17 protein-coding genes are annotated in these 16,720 nt (G+C 45.6%); 13 read left to right on the top strand and 4 right to left on the bottom strand.

Annotated elements, in window-relative coordinates; translation table 11 throughout:
• Positions 1-92 precede the first annotated feature (92 nt).
• The 4 genes from dusB (at position 93) to purD (ending at position 4,449) form a co-directional block, all read left to right on the top strand.
• The gene (gene dusB / locus OA79_RS05315; RefSeq protein ID WP_082825384.1) at positions 93-1,061 is read left to right on the top strand and encodes a tRNA dihydrouridine synthase DusB; all 969 of its coding nucleotides are present in this window, start codon (positions 93-95) and stop codon (positions 1,059-1,061) included.
• A gap of 103 nt (positions 1,062-1,164) precedes the next feature.
• Positions 1,165-1,443, top strand: coding sequence for a DNA-binding transcriptional regulator Fis (gene fis, locus OA79_RS05310; RefSeq protein ID WP_013795600.1), 279 nt, complete (start codon positions 1,165-1,167; stop codon positions 1,441-1,443).
• A gap of 82 nt (positions 1,444-1,525) precedes the next feature.
• Positions 1,526-3,103: a bifunctional phosphoribosylaminoimidazolecarboxamide formyltransferase/IMP cyclohydrolase gene (gene purH, locus OA79_RS05305; RefSeq protein WP_063332204.1), complete on the top strand. Its 1,578-nt coding sequence runs from the start codon at positions 1,526-1,528 to the stop codon at positions 3,101-3,103.
• A gap of 59 nt (positions 3,104-3,162) precedes the next feature.
• Entirely contained in the window at positions 3,163-4,449 is a 1,287-nt protein-coding gene (purD, locus tag OA79_RS05300) for a phosphoribosylamine--glycine ligase (RefSeq protein WP_063332173.1), read from the top strand.
• Between the two features lie 86 nt (positions 4,450-4,535).
• Here purD and OA79_RS05295 read toward each other — a convergent pair whose 3' ends face one another.
• On the bottom strand, positions 4,536-4,787 hold the full coding sequence (locus tag OA79_RS05295; protein WP_063332172.1) for a hypothetical protein: 252 nt from the start codon (positions 4,785-4,787) through the stop codon (positions 4,536-4,538).
• Positions 4,788-4,845: 58 nt separating this feature from the next.
• Between OA79_RS05295 and OA79_RS05290 the strand changes: the two genes are divergently transcribed.
• From OA79_RS05290 to pdxH, 4 genes are read left to right on the top strand one after another with little or no spacing between them, the layout of a single operon-like run.
• Positions 4,846-7,164, top strand: a complete 2,319-nt coding sequence (locus OA79_RS05290) for a 7TMR-DISM family protein (RefSeq protein ID WP_231908805.1) — start codon at positions 4,846-4,848, stop codon at positions 7,162-7,164.
• Positions 7,165-7,203: 39 nt separating this feature from the next.
• A complete protein-coding gene (locus OA79_RS05285; protein ID WP_063332170.1) occupies positions 7,204-7,545 on the top strand; it encodes a histidine triad nucleotide-binding protein in 342 nt (113 codons plus the stop codon).
• Positions 7,546-7,559: 14 nt separating this feature from the next.
• Positions 7,560-8,192: a 2-polyprenyl-3-methyl-6-methoxy-1,4-benzoquinone monooxygenase gene (gene coq7, locus OA79_RS05280; RefSeq protein WP_063332169.1), complete on the top strand. Its 633-nt coding sequence runs from the start codon at positions 7,560-7,562 to the stop codon at positions 8,190-8,192.
• 2 nt (positions 8,193-8,194) lie between these two features.
• On the top strand, positions 8,195-8,839 hold the full coding sequence (gene pdxH / locus OA79_RS05275) for a pyridoxamine 5'-phosphate oxidase (RefSeq protein WP_063332168.1): 645 nt from the start codon (positions 8,195-8,197) through the stop codon (positions 8,837-8,839).
• Between the two features lie 32 nt (positions 8,840-8,871).
• Here pdxH and OA79_RS05270 read toward each other — a convergent pair whose 3' ends face one another.
• Positions 8,872-9,429, bottom strand: a complete 558-nt coding sequence (locus tag OA79_RS05270) for an alpha-ketoglutarate-dependent dioxygenase AlkB family protein (RefSeq protein ID WP_063332167.1) — start codon at positions 9,427-9,429, stop codon at positions 8,872-8,874.
• A 23-nt stretch (positions 9,430-9,452) separates the two neighbouring features.
• Here OA79_RS05270 and OA79_RS05265 point away from each other — a divergent pair, with 23 nt between their 5' ends.
• The 4 genes from OA79_RS05265 to yfaE all read left to right on the top strand — a co-directional run bounded on the left by OA79_RS05265 (position 9,453) and on the right by yfaE (position 14,337).
• On the top strand, positions 9,453-10,196 hold the full coding sequence (locus OA79_RS05265) for a heparan-alpha-glucosaminide N-acetyltransferase (protein WP_063332166.1): 744 nt from the start codon (positions 9,453-9,455) through the stop codon (positions 10,194-10,196).
• 302 nt (positions 10,197-10,498) lie between these two features.
• Positions 10,499-12,763, top strand: coding sequence for a class 1a ribonucleoside-diphosphate reductase subunit alpha (gene nrdA / locus OA79_RS05260; RefSeq protein WP_063332165.1), 2,265 nt, complete (start codon positions 10,499-10,501; stop codon positions 12,761-12,763).
• A 127-nt stretch (positions 12,764-12,890) separates the two neighbouring features.
• A complete protein-coding gene (gene nrdB, locus OA79_RS05255) occupies positions 12,891-14,024 on the top strand; it encodes a class Ia ribonucleoside-diphosphate reductase subunit beta (RefSeq protein WP_063332164.1) in 1,134 nt (377 codons plus the stop codon).
• Positions 14,008-14,337, top strand: a complete 330-nt coding sequence (gene yfaE / locus OA79_RS05250) for a class I ribonucleotide reductase maintenance protein YfaE (protein ID WP_082825383.1) — start codon at positions 14,008-14,010, stop codon at positions 14,335-14,337. Before nrdB ends, yfaE begins: the two co-directional genes overlap by 17 nt.
• Positions 14,338-14,344: 7 nt before the next feature.
• Here the strand turns inward: yfaE and OA79_RS05245 are convergent, their stop codons facing one another.
• The gene (locus tag OA79_RS05245; protein ID WP_063332163.1) at positions 14,345-14,950 is read right to left on the bottom strand and encodes a CDP-alcohol phosphatidyltransferase family protein; all 606 of its coding nucleotides are present in this window, start codon (positions 14,948-14,950) and stop codon (positions 14,345-14,347) included.
• A gap of 79 nt (positions 14,951-15,029) precedes the next feature.
• Here OA79_RS05245 and OA79_RS05240 point away from each other — a divergent pair, with 79 nt between their 5' ends.
• Complete coding sequence (locus tag OA79_RS05240) at positions 15,030-15,785, top strand: alpha/beta fold hydrolase (protein WP_063332162.1); 756 nt, start codon at positions 15,030-15,032, stop codon at positions 15,783-15,785.
• Between the two features lie 27 nt (positions 15,786-15,812).
• Here OA79_RS05240 and OA79_RS05235 read toward each other — a convergent pair whose 3' ends face one another.
• Positions 15,813-16,679: a hypothetical protein gene (locus OA79_RS05235; protein WP_063332202.1), complete on the bottom strand. Its 867-nt coding sequence runs from the start codon at positions 16,677-16,679 to the stop codon at positions 15,813-15,815.
• Between the last annotated feature and the right edge of the window lie 41 nt (positions 16,680-16,720).

Here is a 16,720-nt window from a genome sequence, read left to right as displayed (position 1 = left end):
AGACTTCAAAAATACAAAATGCCTAGGTATTATTCACGCCCGCTCGACACAGTCGAAGATCTTTAACATTCAATCCAGTATTCAGGAACATCATGGCATTTGCTATTGGCCCATATTGCGTTGAAAAGCCCGTTATTCTGGCCCCTATGGCTGGCGTAACCGATTTGCCTTTTCGCCGCCTTTGTCATGACCAAGGTGCGGGCCTAGTCGTTTCCGAGATGGTTACCTCGGATGTCAGGCTGTGGAACTCAACCAAAAGTCGTCATCGTTTGGTTCACGACCATGAAGTGTCCCCTAGATCCGTTCAAATTGCCGGTGGCGACCCTCAAATGATGGCCGAAGCTGCTCGTCAAAATGTGGCGTTAGGGGCTCAGATCATCGACATCAACATGGGTTGTCCTGCTAAAAAGGTTTGTAATAAAGCCGCAGGGTCAGCTCTATTGAAAGATGAAAGCCTAGTTCGCGATATACTGGAAACGGTGGTAAATAGTGTGTCGGTGCCCGTCACCCTTAAAATTCGCACGGGTTGGAGTCAAGAGCAGAAAAACGCAATGACCATTGCCAAGATGGCAGAAGACATTGGCATTCAAGCGCTCGCCATTCATGGCCGCACCCGAGAATGCAAATTTCAAGGCAACGTCGAGTACGACACCATTGCAGAAGTCAAGCAGGTTATTCACATCCCAGTGTTCGCCAACGGTGACATAAAGGACGCGAAGACCGCTCGATTTGTAAAGGACTATACGCAAGCGGATGGCATTATGATTGGCCGTGCGGCACAAGGGAAACCTTGGATTTTCAATGAGATTAATCACTATTTACAGACCAATGAATTGTTAGATCCACCCTCTCTTGCAGAGGTGAAAGCATTGGTTATCAAGCACGTACACAATTTGCATCAGTTTTATGGTGACTATCTTGGTGTGCGTATTGCTCGCAAACATGTTGGTTGGTATCTGCAAACGTTAGCAGATAACACTCAGTTTCGTAGCGTGTTCAATCGTATTGATAATACGCAAGAACAACTCGATCAGTTAGAAGAATTCTTTGCTCGTCAGTAGGCGAACAATTTTGGTACCGAATGCATTGATGTTTAAACGGTGTATCGTTTAATCACCAGTGCCATTGTTAAATGGTTAGCTTTAAAAAATAGAAGGTCATTCTGTGGTAGAACAAACTCAAACACATACGTTTCAAGCCGCTTCTTCTGAGCAGTCACAAACCCTTCGTGACAATGTTGAGAAAGCACTACAAAATTATTTCGCTCATTTAGATGGGCAGCCGGTTACTGATTTATACCAATTAGTATTAGCAGAGGTTGAGGCGCCTCTTCTTGAATCGGTGATGAATTACACGAAAGACAATCAAACTAAAGCATCCACACTCCTTGGCTTAAACCGAGGCACGCTTCGCAAGAAGCTAAAACAATACGGCATGCTATAAGCATTACTAAAAAGGGCGGGTTCGCCCTTTTTTTGTTTCTTCCCCTTGTTTATTTAATGTTAACTACATTGCGAGAACCATGATGGCAAATCAAAAAACAGTGACTCCAATCAAACGAGCGTTAATCAGTGTTTCCGACAAAACAGGCATTGTCGAATTCGCCCGCGAACTGACCGCTCAAGGCGTTGAAATCCTTTCTACAGGTGGTACTTACCGTCTATTACTAGACAACCAAGTCGCCGCCATTGAAGTGTCCGATTACACTGGCTTCCCTGAAATGATGGATGGTCGCGTTAAGACTCTGCACCCGAAAGTACACGGTGGTATTCTTGGTCGTCGCGAGATCGATGGCGACATCATGAAAGAACACGGCATCAATGAAATCGACATGGTTGTGGTCAATTTGTACCCATTCGAAGCGACCATTGAACGCCCAGACTGCGATCTTCCTATGGCCATTGAGAACATTGATATCGGTGGTCCCACTATGGTTCGTTCTGCCGCAAAAAACCATAAAGATGTAGCCATTGTTGTTTCTCCTGACAGCTACTCTGCTATTTTGGCGTCTCTAAACACAGAGGGCGGTCTGAGTTATGAACAACGTTTTGACCTTGCGGTAAAAGCGTTCGAACACACGTCACATTACGACGGTGCCATTGCCAACTTCCTCGGCAAAAAAGTAGACGGCGGTAGTGAAGAGTTTGCTCGCACCTTCAACCTACAGTTCAACAAACAAGAAGAAATGCGCTACGGTGAGAACCCTCACCAAAAAGCCGCATTTTACGTGGAAGCCAATCCACAAGAAGCGTCTATTAGCACCGCCAAACAGCGTCAAGGTAAGGCTCTGTCTTACAACAACATTGCTGATACCGATGCGGCACTAGAATGCGTTAAAAGCTTCCAAGAGCCTGCTTGTGTGATTGTTAAGCACGCTAATCCTTGTGGTGTTGCGACAGCAGCAAGCCAGCTAGAAGCATATGACTTGGCGTTCAAAACAGACCCGACGTCAGCCTTTGGTGGCATCATTGCGTTCAACCAAGAATTGGATGCAGAAACAGCACAAGCCATTATTGACCGCCAGTTCGTTGAAGTCATTATTGCCCCTAGCGTTAGCCAAGCGGCGGCTGACATTGTGTCAGCAAAACAAAACGTCCGTTTGCTAGAATGTGGTCAATGGTCACAAGACCGAATCCCAGCGATGGATTACAAGCGTGTTAACGGTGGCTTATTAGTACAAGATCGCGACGACGGTGCCATTACGTTGGACGATCTAAAAGTGGTATCAAAACGCCAACCGTCAGCGGAAGAGCTAAACGACCTATTGTTCGCTTGGAAAGTCGCTAAGTTTGTTAAATCCAATGCGATTGTTTACGCGAAAGCAGGTCAAACAATCGGTGTCGGCGCAGGCCAAATGAGCCGTGTTTACAGTGCGAAAATCGCTGGCATTAAAGCGGCGGATGAGAACCTTCAAGTAGAAGGCTCAGTCATGGCGTCGGATGCTTTCTTCCCATTCCGTGACGGCATTGATGCCGCCGCTCAAGCTGGCATCACCGCCGTCATTCAACCTGGTGGCTCTATGCGCGATGAAGAAGTCATTGCGGCAGCGGATGAAGCGGGTATGGCAATGGTCTTCACGGGCATGCGCCACTTCCGCCACTAAGAGGTTTCCATTGGCGTTGTAGCCCCTTCTACAGCGCCTTAATGATGAAGGATTAGACTATGAAAGTGCTTATTATTGGTAACGGTGGTCGTGAACATGCCTTGGCATGGAAAACAGCGGAATCCACCCAAGTTGAAAAAATCTTTGTGGCCCCTGGAAACGCAGGTACAGCCTCAGAGAACAAGGTTGAAAATGTTGATATTGGGGTAACCGATGTGGCCGGTTTAGTGGCTTTTGCAAAACAGCAGAGCATTGACCTGACCATTGTCGGCCCTGAAGCACCCTTGGTTATTGGTGTGGTTGATGCGTTTGAGCAAGAAGGTTTGGCCATCTTTGGCCCAACACAAGGCGCAGCACAACTGGAAGGCTCTAAGGCTTTCACTAAAGACTTCTTAGCACGCCATAAGATACCAACCGCAGCGTACGGTAACTTTACTGAAATCGCTCCTGCTGTGGCTTACATCAAGGAGCAAGGTGCGCCTATCGTTGTCAAAGCTGACGGCTTAGCTGCAGGTAAAGGCGTTATCTTGGCTGAAACCGAAGCCGAAGCCATTGCCGCGGTTGAAGACATGCTACAAGGCAATGCCTTTGGTGATGCCGGTAACCGCGTCGTGATTGAAGAGTTTTTGGTTGGCGAAGAAGCCAGCTTCATCTGCATGGTCGATGGCGAAACCGTCTTACCAATGGCCACCAGCCAAGACCACAAAGCGCGTGATAATGGCGATAAAGGCCCCAACACTGGTGGCATGGGCGCTTACTCTCCTGCCCCTGTCGTCACACCTGAAATTCACGATCGCATTATGAATGAAGTCATTATGCCGACAGTGACAGGCATGAACGCGGAAGGCAATCGCTACCGTGGCTTCTTATACGCTGGTGTGATGGTTGCTCAAGATGGCACGCCAAAAGTATTGGAATACAACTGCCGCTTTGGTGATCCAGAAACGCAGCCAATTATGATGCGTTTGCGTTCTGATTTAGCGCAAATGTGTTTGTCTGCTATTGCGGGCAAGCTGGACACAGTTGAAGCAGACTGGGATCCTCGCGCTAGCTTAGGGGTGGTTCTGGCCGCTGGCGGTTACCCTGCCGATTACGCTAAAGGCGATGTCATCTCTGGTTTGGATACAAAACTTCCTGCTCACCAGAAAGTCTTCCAAGCGGGTACAGCATTGCAAGAAGGCGATGTAGTAACCAATGGCGGACGCGTATTGTGTGCTGTGTCACTAGGCGACACAGTGGCCGAAGCGCAAGCGGGTGCCTATGACGTGGTAAACACCCTGTCATGGGACAAGGTCTATTTCCGTACTGACATTGGTCACAGAGCCATTGCTCGCGAGCAAAAGTAAGTCTGAAACCTGTTAACACGATTCAGCTAGATCAAAGACCATAAAAAAAGGCTTCTTATGAAGCCTTTTTTGATTTTCAGACACGGTTACTTTTTCAATTGGTTTGCCTTTCGATCCAACCAAGTTTTAAATATTCGGCCCACTTCCAGCACCAGCAAACCAAACATTATGCCCGCGACCCAATCTAGGGCTAATAGAAAACCCAACACCACGATCATGCCATAGCCATACAGGTAATTGCTGCGCGCTTCAGGCTTGTCTCTCCGAGTAAACCAAGTGACTAGTAAAAGCAGTAAGCCAAACCAAACATAATGCTCCACTAAAATTGGATATAGCATTCAATCCCCTATCTAGTTAATAATGAGAGCCTTTACTGACATAGCATGGGCCAGCATTTTGCTTCATCGATTCATTTTACTCTTTTTACTCTGCGCCTCCAACATTGCGTGGGGGAAAGCCAGTATCGCGATCATAGACGATGCGCACTCCACCTTTAACATCGGCCAGAGCGCTTTTTACTACATTGATGACACAAAAAGCCTCAGTTATCGAGACATCTCATCAGATGAATACAGTAAGCGTTTCCGTCCACTCGCACGCGACTATCTGCAATTCGGCATGGTAAAAGGTAATATTTGGATACGTACTGAAGCCGCGATTCAGACCACTTCCCAAGTGCCAATTATTCTTGATATCAGCGCACCACGATTGCAACAGCTCGATTTATTCTTACCCAATTTATACGGCAATCAAGCTCAAATAGAGTTAGGTGGCGCTCGACCTTATGCCAATCTACCGATTGAAGGTTTGAGTTACGCGTACCCGATTCCAAGCAATATCCCACCCATTTTCACCATCTACATTAAGATGTCGTCACACTTGCCAATTAATGCCAACATTGAGCTAAAAACCTTATCTGAAGCGACCAAAGGTTCGCAAAATGAAATTTTAATCACTGGATTACTGATTGGCATATTACTGACATTATTCATTTGTAATGTGTTTTTCTTTATCAAGACATCCCATGCCATGTATTTAATCTATGGCTTAATGTTGGTTGGTATTGCGGTTTTACACCTAACCTTGCACGATCACATTTCACAGTTTTTTCCGAATCACCCTGGCACCACAGAACGAATCTACAATCTCGCTTCACTAAGCTGTTTAACGGCCGTGGTCTTCTTCTCTCGCTTGTATTTAGATACTAAGCGCCACTTACCAACCATGGACAAGGTGCTCATCTTAATTGGCTCAATTAATGCCTTGTTAGCGGTTATCTTTACCATGATGCCGGACAAAATTAACATCATGATCTTGTCTGCCATGGCGGTCGCAACACTGATACTACTCACCTTCCATGCCGTTTATGCGTTTGTTAAAAGTGTGCCCTATTCAGGTTATTACCTTACCGCTAGAATCCTACTTTTTACTGGGCATTTTGCTTGGATTTTATCCATCTATGGCGTCCTTCCAAGCCCTGTTTTATTAGAGTGGGGACTCACCCTCACCATCATTTTAGAAGCCTTAATTCACTTCACGGGGATGGTTGCTCAGACCACACCACTGCTACAAAAGTACGCCCATCGTCGTGGCTACTCTCAAGCCGAAATGTTCGACCTGCTGTCTGATTTATCAAGCCGTTTACGTCGTCAAATCAATGTCATTGGCGGTGGCATAGCGCATTTAAAACCGGCCTTAAAATCCGTTGAGGCCCGACTTTTTCTAGAGTCCAGTCAGGTCGCGAACAACAACATTAAAGGCTTAATCGAACGGGTGGATGTGCTCACCGACATCAAAGACAACCTGACGCCAGAGCAAGCCATGCCTCTGGCCTTAAACAAGCTTATTGATGAAGCCCATGAACACTTCCTACAACTCGACCAAGATGACACCCATCTTACGATCAACACAGAAAATACAGAACAGGTAGAAGTGCTTCAAAATACGGCGCTCATAACCCACTTAATTGAAGTGCTCGCACAGGAGTTCAAGCATTTCTCTGATCAAGCCCTCAATTTTCACTTTATCTGTCATGAGATCAACCGCGAAGGCATTACCATACTTGAGATTCAGTGCAGTCCCTTGCCAACCAGAGTACACAACCAGTATTCTCACTTCGATTTAGGCATGAGCTATATCCAACTTATTGTCGACCATTTAAATGGTAAATTAGTTGACCTAAACAACACCGCAGCCGATGAAAACACCCAATCGCATCGTAGCATTAACATTCAAATACCGATCCGTGTACACCTACGCCAAACACAACCTCTGGACCAATTTGCCGACCAATTTGATATTATTTTGTTCGGACAATCAGACGACGACATGCAGAAAGCGCAGGCTCTGACGAACAATCACAGCCATAAGGTGGAACAATTTAGCGAACTAGAAGCTCTGATTGGCTATTTCCAACGCCCTGATTTACGTCAGTCTGGTTCAATCATCTTGGTGTTTGATAATGGCGGTCATATTCCGCACGTGACGTTGCAGCGTTTGTTACCCTTAATGCGCGATGAAGATCAGTGCTTACTCATCAGTAAGAATGTTAAAATGTCTTTAGACTACGCTCAAAAGCTGGGCTTTGATGATTTATTGTCCTGTGCTGACATCGATGATCATTTAGAAAGCCGATTAACCAAACTGATTCAAAAAGGCGTGCGATTAAAATCGTCACCCTTGTCACGGATCAAAGCTTTGCGTAAAAGCCCTTGATGCTAATCCGCTAAGCTTAAATAATACGTAGGAGAAGAAATGGACTGTTTATTTTGCAAACTGGTAAAAGGCGAGATTCCCGCCACTATTTTGTACCAAGACGATGACGTGATTGCTTTTGAAGACATCATGCCACAAGCACCTTGCCATTTTCTGGTCATTCCAAAGCGTCATATTTCGACCTTAAATGACTTAACCGACGAAGACGCAAGCCTAGTCGGTAAGTTGCAAATCACGGCGGCCAAAGTCGCTAAGCAAAAGGGCATCAGCGAAGAAGGCTATCGCGTGGTGATGAACTGCAACGAGATGGGCGGCCAAACCGTCTACCATATTCATATGCACGTACTCGGCGGCCGCAACATGACCTGGCCGCCAGGTTAATGAGGAGAAGGTGAATGACATCCTTTGTTGATAAAGCCGTATTACACTTTGATCGGGCACTACAAACGTTAGTACCTCATGCTGCACATGCATCACGCCCTTCCCCTGCAAGACAATTTGAAGAGGGCGAACTGGATAACAGCGAACGCAAGCACGCGGCGGGCTTAATGCGAATCAATCATACCGGTGAAGTTTGCGCTCAAGCCCTATACGCCGGTCAGGCCACCACGGCTAAATTGCCCAGTGTGCGCGCAGAAATGGAACATGCCGCGGATGAAGAGATCGACCATCTGGTGTGGTGCGAACAAAGACTGTACGAACTTGGTAGCCAACCAAGTATCTTCAACCCTCTGTTTTTTGGCGCGTCTTTTATGATTGGTGCGGGCGCGGGCTTCATTAGCGACAAACTCAGTTTGGGGTTTGTGGCCGCGACCGAAGACCAAGTCTGTGTTCACCTAGAAAAACACATGGCCAAATTGCCTGAGCAAGACAAAAAAAGCAAAGCCGTGTTGGAACAGATGTACATAGATGAAGCCAAACATAAAGCCATGGCATTAGACGCTGGCGGTTATGAGTTTCCAACCCCTATTATGAATATCATGACTAAGGTATCGAAAGTCATGACTCATTCGACCTACCGGATTTAATTATGAACAGAGACCTGCAATCGATTCGTCGTGATTATCAATTCGAAGACTTATTAGAAGAGCAAGCCGGTGACAACCCACTTAGCTTATTCGATCAATGGCTCGAAGCGGCTATTGAAGCTTGTCCTGATGATCCAACGGCAATGACCCTCAGTACGGTTGATTCAGATGGCTGGCCACATTCTCGCGTCGTGTTATTAAAGCAAAGAGACGACAGTGGCTTTACCTTTTTCACCAACTACGACAGTGAAAAAGGCCAGCAATTAGAAGCCAACAATAAAGCCTGTATGAATTTTTTCTGGCCGGCTTTGTCTCGCCAAATCCGCATTGAAGGCCGTATTGAGAAAGTAGAACGTCATGTGTCTACCGAGTATTTTGCCACCCGACCTCGCGGTAGCCAGTTAGCAGCAAGAACCTCGCAACAGAGTGCCACCATTGCGAATCGAGGCGAACTGAAAAGCGCCTATGACGCCGAAGAACAAAAGTTTCAACCAACTGACGACATTCCCTGCCCAGAGAATTGGGGTGGCTATGTACTCACCCCCAATTTCATAGAGTTTTGGCAAGGTCGCCCCAGTCGTTTGCACGACCGAATCTGTTTTGTTCGTCATCAAGACAGCTGGTTAAGGAAACGCAAAGCCCCTTAGATTTAGGGCTCGGGCTTGTCTAAACGAAAAGGTCAGAGTAAGCAGCGAAAGGTTAAACTTATGCGCTCTTCTTTGACCTTTTTTCTGACCGGTAACGTGTGTTGCCACAAGACTTGAACCGAAGACGACATGATCAACCAAGAGCCGTCTTCCAGCTCAAGGCTGTGCTTGATTGTATGATCTTGCTTGTAACGAAAAACAAAACTGCGCTGAGCTCCCAAACTCAACATAGCCACCACAGGTGCGGGGCCCAAACTGGGTTCATCGTCGGCATGCCAGCCCATGTATTCTTCACCATCTCGATACCAGTTTAGCAAGACAGCATTAAACGCTTGCCCAGCGATCGACTCAGCTTCTTGCTTGAGTCCGAGTAAACTCTCCGGCCAACCTTCGCCACGATGATCTTTGCCTGAATATCGATAACTTAAGCCCTGGTCTGCCACGAAAGCCACCTGCCTTGGTACTAGCACGTCTCGACCATAGATTCGCAAAGCTTCGCGCTGCCAACTCAACTCGCGTTTCAGTTGTGCCAACAAACCTTGCTTGCTTGAGCTGGAAAATAAGTAACGGTATGATGGTTTCATCGTCATTTAAGCCTGTGCCTCGGAATTCAATGCCTACCTCTGCTGTTACTCTACCTTATGTACCTGTTGCCAAAAAACGCAGTTTGTTTCTTGATGCTTATCGAGGTTTCGCTGTTGCCTTAATGATTGTATTTCATTTTTGCTGGGATTTACGCAATTTTGATTTTCTGCAGTTTTCGATTCATGACCCATTCTGGGTATATTTTCGCAGCCTGATTCTAACGCTGTTTCTCACCGCTGTCGGCTGGTCCGCTTACCTAACACGTCAATCAAAGCGTCCAAACACCTTATGGGGTCGTGATCTTAAACTCTTCATCGCGGCCGCGGCCATTTCCTTTGCGACCTATTTAGCCGCGCCAACTCAATGGATCTACTTTGGTATATTGCACTTTATTTTAGTCGCTTCCCTACTCACTCGACCTTTGCTGCGCTGGCCTATTTCATCGGCGCTACTTGGGGCCTTAATCCTTTACGTGTATCACTTCACCGATTGGCTACTGTTTCCTAATGCATTTGATTTTATAACACAGCATGTCATCGCTTTGCCCACTCGAACCTTAGACATTGTTTTTCCCTTTCCTTGGATTGGTATCGTACTGATTGGCCCACTACTTGGCTACCTTGGCTGGCACACCTTATCAATCGGAGAAAGCTTGGCCGTCAAAATACTGGCCTTTATGGGGCAATACGCGCTGCCCATATACTTACTTCACCAAGTGGTTTTATTCAGTGCGGTTGCCACGTTCAAAATGGTGCTGGTGTGGTTTTCTTGAGTCTTTTTTGTGCATTGAATATCGCGCTATTTTCAGCAAAAAAAAATGTGAAAAATTCCTTTCTAGCGCTTGCCAATTCGCCATCATCGAAAGCATGAGGCAAGCAAGGTAAGTAACCACTTAGCCATGATGAATTTCTTATTTCTGCACTTTTTTCAAGCCTTGATTTTCAATCCATTGGGCACTATTGTTCGTTACAGATTTCAAATAAAACACTATATGTAGTGTTTAGATATATAAACAAACACTACATAATGTGTGACACCACTTTTTCAAACAATGCGCTAATGGGAAGTTAAGGCATGAGTACTCTCACAGTTACTAAACGTAACGGGACGACCGAAAATATCAATCTAGAAAAGATTCATAAAGTCATTATGTGGGCCGCTGAAGGGTTAGATAATGTCTCCGTTTCCCAAGTCGAATTGAAAGCTCAAATTCAATTCTTTGAAGGTATTCGTACAACGGACATACACGAAACCTTAATCAAATCCGCCGCTGATTTAATTTCTGAAAACACGCCGGATTATCAGTACTTAGCGGCGCGTTTAGCCATCTTCCACTTACGTAAAAAAGCATTTGGTGATTTTGAACCACCTCACCTACATGTCCATGTCAAAAACCTTGTCGCGCAAAAACGTTACGATGGTCATTTACTAGAAGATTACAGTGAAGCCGATTTCGAACAAATGAATGGCTTTATGGATCACTCTCGTGACATGAATTTTTCTTATGCTGCCGTTAAACAGTTAGAAGGCAAGTACCTTGTTCAGAACCGTGTAACTGGCGAGATTTACGAAAGTCCTCAGTTTATCTACATCCTAGTCGCAGCTTGCTTGTTTGCCAATTACGATAAAAACACTCGTTTAGACTTAATTCGTCGTTTCTACGATGCCGTATCGCAATTTAAAATTTCGTTGCCGACACCTATTATGTCTGGCATCCGTACCCCTACTCGTCAATTTAGTAGTTGTGTATTGATTGAATGTGGTGACTCCTTGGATTCCATCAACGCCACGTCCAGCGCCATCGTTAAATACGTGAGTCAGCGTGCTGGTATCGGTGTGAATGCCGGTGCGATCCGTGCTTTGGGTAGCCCTATCCGTGGAGGCGAAGCATTCCACACGGGTTGTATTCCTTTCTACAAACACTTCCAAACAGCCGTGAAAAGCTGTTCTCAAGGCGGTGTTCGTGGTGGTGCTGCTACGGTGTTTTACCCAATTTGGCACTTGGAAGTCGAAAGCTTATTAGTACTGAAGAACAACCGTGGTGTGGAAGAGAACCGTGTTCGTCACTTAGATTACGGCGTGCAGTTCAACCGCTTGATGTACCAGCGTTTGATCAAAGGTGAAAACATCACCCTGTTCAGTCCATCTGATGTACCAGGTTTGTACGATGCTTTCTTTGCGGATCAAGAAGAATTTGATCGCTTGTACACGCTTTACGAAAAAGACGACAGCATTCGCAAACAAACCATCAAAGCCTCTGAGCTATTTACCTTGTTCGCCTCTGAGCGAGCCAGTACTGGTCGTATTTATCTACAGAACGTTGACCACTGTAATACACACAGCCCGTTTGACCCTAAAGTCGCTCCGGTGAAACAAAGTAACCTGTGTTTAGAGATTGCATTGCCAACCAAACCTCTGGAACGTGTTGACGATCCTGAAGGTGAAATTGCCCTATGTACGTTGTCAGCGTTCAATTTAGGCGCACTAAAAGACTTAAACGAACTAGAAGAATTGGCGGAGTTAATCGTACGTGCTCTAGACAGCCTACTGGATTATCAAAACTACCCTATTCCAGCGGCTCAACGCGCGACTGAATTACGTCGTACTTTGGGTGTCGGGGTTATTAACTACGCATACTACTTAGCGAAAAATGGCGTGAAGTATTCAGATGGCAGTGCCAACGAATTGACACACAAAACCTTTGAAGCGATCCAGTACTTCTTGCTGAAAGCGTCAAACAAGTTGTCTAAAGAATTCGGGCCTTGTCTTGCGTTTAATGAAACAACGTATTCAAAAGGCATTTTGCCAATCGATAGTTACAAAAAAGAAATCGATGCGGTTTGCCCAACGGCCTTGGAATATGACTGGGAAACACTGCGTAAAGAGATTGTTGAACACGGTCTACGTAACTCGACTTTGACTGCATTAATGCCTTCTGAAACTTCGTCTCAGATCAGTAATGCAACCAACGGTATCGAGCCGCCACGTGGTTTCGTCTCGGTCAAAGCTAGTAAAGATGGTATCTTGAAGCAGGTGGTTCCAGAATTTGAACGCCTCAAAGACAACTACGAATTATTGTGGAGCATCCCATCTAACGATGGTTACCTACAGCTAGTTGGTATCATGCAGAAGTTCGTTGACCAAGCGATTTCCGCTAACACGAACTATGACCCACAGAAATTTGAGTCTCAAAAAGTCCCAATGAAGGTCATTTTGAAAGACCTATTAACGGCCTACAAACTGGGTGTGAAGACACTTTACTACCATAACACTCGTGATGGTGCCGAAGACAAACAAGAAGACATGGATGATTGTGCAGGCGGTGCTTGTAAGATCTAAAATCGTCAAACCGACGTAATAACTAAGCCCCATTTCATTGGGGCTTAGTCATGTTAAAAAGCCATACACATTAATTAATAAGGCACGCTATTCCGCGGGCTTTCGTATTAGAGGATATTATTGCGAGATGAGTTATTCGACTTTCAACCGCAAACATTTCGACAGCATGAAAGAACCTATGTTCTTTGGTGAAAACGTCAACGTTGCTCGTTACGATCAACAAAAGCACCCAATTTTCGAAAAGCTGATCGAAAAGCAGTTGTCCTTTTTCTGGCGCCCTGAAGAAGTCGATCTCTCTACTGACCGCAAAGATTTTCAGCGTTTAGAAGAACACGAACAACATATTTTTCTAAGTAACCTAAAATACCAAACGCTACTCGACAGTGTTCAAGGCCGTTCACCAAACGTCGCCTTGCTGCCGATTGTCTCGCTACCTGAGCTAGAGACTTGGATTGAAACCTGGTCATTCAGTGAAACCATTCACAGCCGCTCTTATACGCACATTATTCGTAATATCGTGAATGATCCGACCAAAATCTTTGACGACATTGTAAATAACGAAGAAATCACTAAGCGCGCTGACAGTGTATCGAAATACTACGACCGCTTAATTGAAATGGTAAACCTGTACAACACAATGGGATTGGGTACCTTTCATGTGCCGGGCAAAGGCGATGTTGAAATCTCCATGCACGCACTGAAAAAAGCACTGTATCTCACGGTTGCTTCAGTCAATGTTTTAGAAGCGATCCGTTTCTACGTCAGCTTCGCTTGTAGTTTTGCGTTTGCAGAACGTACTTTAATGGAAGGGAATGCCAAGATCATCAAGCTGATTGCGCGCGATGAAGCCTTGCATCTCACCGGTACTCAACACATGCTTAACCTGATGGCGTCAGGTAAAGATGACCCAGAAATGGCCATCATTGCGGCAGAGTGCAAAGATGAGATACGCCACATTTTCATCGAAGCCGCAGAGCAAGAAAAAGAATGGGCCAGTTACCTATTTAAAGACGGCTCCATGATTGGCTTGAACGCTCAGATCCTCGGTCAGTATGTTGAATACATTAGTAATGTCCGCATGCAAGCGGTTGGTTTAGACACTCATTTTGAGACTAAGCACAACCCGATTCCTTGGATCAACGCTTGGCTCGTCAGCGATAACGTGCAAGTCGCGCCACAGGAAGCGGAAATCAGTTCCTATCTGGTTGGGCAAATTGATAACGATCTAGACGAATCGGATTTCGATGACTTCGACCTCTAAAGTAGAGCATTTTCAACCTGAGCTAGGTGAGCAAACCACGCCTACTCAGGATAAGGATCAAGTTCATCGGGTGTTGCTTGGTAAGAAGCAAATTCTAGTAACCGAAGATGAACCTCTATTGATCCAACTTGAGCGAGCTGGTATTCATGTTGAATACCAGTGTCGTGAAGGCTACTGTTCATCTTGTTCCATTAAGTTATTGTGGGGACAAGTTAGCTACCCATTTGAACCCCTTGCTTGGGTACAAAGCGGCTATCTGCTAGCCTGTTGTGCCATTGTTAAAAGCGACATCGAAATCGCTTTTTTTGACTAGCCTCAATTCACTTCAAGGTTTGATAAGCCGCATAAACTCGAGTCACTGTCGTAACCCAGCACACCAGACCAAAAACATACGCCAGTTCGACAAAGTAGCTCGGCAATAGACAGATCAAAACGAGGAAGCCAATGGTTTCTGCCCCCTCCGCTAAACCACCCAAAAAATACAAAGATTTATGACCATATTCTAAACGCTCAATGCTGCGTTTTTCCGCCATGATCGCAAAAGCTAAAAAGCTACTCCCTGTGCCCATAAACGCAAAAATCAAAAAAGCCGCTGCAATAGCATTGGTTTCAGGATTCGCCAACACAAAGCCGAACACCACACCAGAATAAAAAATAAAATCTAACGTAATGTCCAAATAGCCGCCCAAATCAGTCGGCCCCTGCACTCTCGCAACCGCCCCATCCAAACCGTCCATTAGACGGTTTATGACAATGCACAACAAGGCTAAGCCATAGGCCTGATAATACAAGGACGGCAAGCTCATCATGCCGACAAAGAAACCAAAAAAAGTAATCTGATTCGCTTTCATTCCCATGGCATCGATACGCCATGCCAATGTTTGCAGGGGAGATTTAAGCTGTTTTATAAAAAACGGGTCAAACACGTTAATACCACTCTAATAGAAGACGCCAACCAATATCGCTTGCTACAATAGCCTGAAATTCGGATAAAGCAAGGTTAGTATGACACACGTAAAACAGTATGGTTCCACAGGCCCCAATCTCATTGTCATTCACGGTTTATTCGGCAATGCCGATAATTGGCACTCCATCGCTCAATCCCTTGCTGAACACTTTACCGTGTATTGTATTGATCTTCCAAATCATGGCCAGTCCTCGCCTATGGCAGAGGCCACCTATCCTAAAATGGCGCAAGCAGTGCTGGATTGGACTCAGGAAGCGGGCTTAGAACGCTTCCATCTCTTAGGCCATTCAATGGGGGGTAAAGTCGCCATGCAAATGGCCAGCTTAACCGACAATATTGACAAGCTCATTGTGGTCGACATTGCGCCAGTAGATTACCAACCGAGCCACACAAAGATCTTAGAAGGTTTGCAAGCCCTTAAAGCCCAACCCCTCTCTAACCGTAAAGAAGCAGATAGCCTACTTGCGCCATATGAACCAAGCTTGCCCATTCGTCAATTCCTATTAAAGAACCTTTCTAAAACGGCTCAAGGCTTACAATTGACGTTAGCTGTGGAGCAGATTGCAAAGGCCTATCCAACCATTTTGGCCAAACCTGAGCTGAAAGAAGGCAATCCCGTTGCCACTCTTTTCATCAAAGGGGAAAAATCAGATTACATAGTGGCGGAGTATCAAGACAGTATTTTACGCGCTTTCCCGAATGCCAGCTTTAAAATAATAGCAGGTACAGGTCATTGGTTGCATGCTGAAAAGCCAGTGCCTTTCACCAGTTTAGTAAAGCGTTTCTTAGGGTAAACTAGGCCGATTCTGAACAAGGCATGATTAGCAATTGGCGTCTGAACAGAGCCCAAATTGGTCTTTTAAATAAAGTTTGGAAGGTAAGACAATACCATGAGCTTTAACCAAGTATGGGTTAAAGCTGACTCGTAGCCATTCGGGGTAAGCCGCCTCAGCCATGGTCCCTGTCGCCGTCCACTCTTGAATCATCACACTCAATAGTGCCAACTTGTGCTTGGCATCTGAATGAATAGCAAACAAAGCCCCTGCTCGCACAAAGGCAAAGGACGGCCCCACCATGACTTTTTGCTGATGAAACAAGAGTTTTAAAATGTCTTGGGCATTACCTTGTTGATACAACTGACTATCAACAAGGGAAAAGATCAGATCCGAATCGTCCAACAGCAAACTCAATGACCTTAGCACGGAGAGACGGTCTGTCGATGTTTGCCAAAACACCAATTCAAAACCATATTCAGCCGCCAGTTTCTGCATTGAGACGGTATCCAGTTGAATAGCCTCAGAATACAACACCGCTAAAGGCTTCGGATTTAGCCAAATGGCTTTGAGCAGAGCCAGCCGCTTTTCCATTGGCGCCGCCGAAAAAACCGCACTGGTCGGTACAGAACAATTCATCCGAATGGTTTGATATTCTTCTTCACCAATAAAGAGAGCAAAAAGAGCGCCTCGTGACATGGATAAACAAGCTTGCTGAAAGCTATCACGACCAACCGAGATCACCACATCCTGATCTTCAATACGGCTAATACTATTCAGAAAGTGAGCTTGACGAATTGGGATTGGCGGGACACTACTGGCAAGACGCTTAGAAAGCTGAAACGTCAAGGATCGTACCGAACTCTCTTCCGTATCGTGCAGTACATAGATGGCGGCGGACGCATGAAACGTCAACAACCATCCCAAAAAAATAGAAAAAATCCTTTTCACTCTTT

Origin of the sequence: Marinomonas sp. TW1, from assembly GCF_001625355.1 — a bacterium.
In the GTDB taxonomy this organism is placed as follows: Bacteria; Pseudomonadota; Gammaproteobacteria; order Pseudomonadales; family Marinomonadaceae; genus Marinomonas.
The sequence above is the reverse complement of the archived record's forward strand: the minus strand, read 5'-3'. Positions and strand labels throughout refer to the sequence as shown.